The sequence below is a fragment of the Alkalibacterium sp. 20 genome (assembly GCF_001885615.1).
Lineage (GTDB): Bacteria > Bacillota > Bacilli > Lactobacillales > Carnobacteriaceae_A > Alkalibacterium.
In genome coordinates this window covers 1-272 of sequence record NZ_LSRN01000012.1, presented here as the reverse complement: position 1 = coordinate 272, position 272 = coordinate 1, and the positions used below count along the sequence as shown (strand labels likewise).

Here is a 272-nt window from a genome sequence, read left to right as displayed (position 1 = left end):
GTTAAGGGTATTTATAGCGCTGAGTGTCTTGTCTAAACAAGACGGTCTCAGTTTTATTTGTTTCGGTGTTGTTTCTCAACTTTTGTGTTTGTTATAAAATCAACTATCTAGTTTTCAAAGAACAAAGATTGAAGGAAATCTATCCCTCAAAACTAAACAAAGTAATCATCAAATGTGTAGGCTCCGTTTGCCCTAATGGCAATATCCTTAGAAAGGAGGTGATCCAGCCGCACCTTCCGATACGGCTACCTTGTTACGACTTCACCCCAATC

At 39.0% G+C, this 272-nt stretch carries 1 rRNA gene; it reads right to left on the bottom strand.

The features are described from left to right. Positions 1–211 precede the first annotated feature (211 nt). Positions 212–272: ribosomal RNA gene (locus AX762_RS01800) — 16S ribosomal RNA — on the bottom strand; the annotation flags it as partial.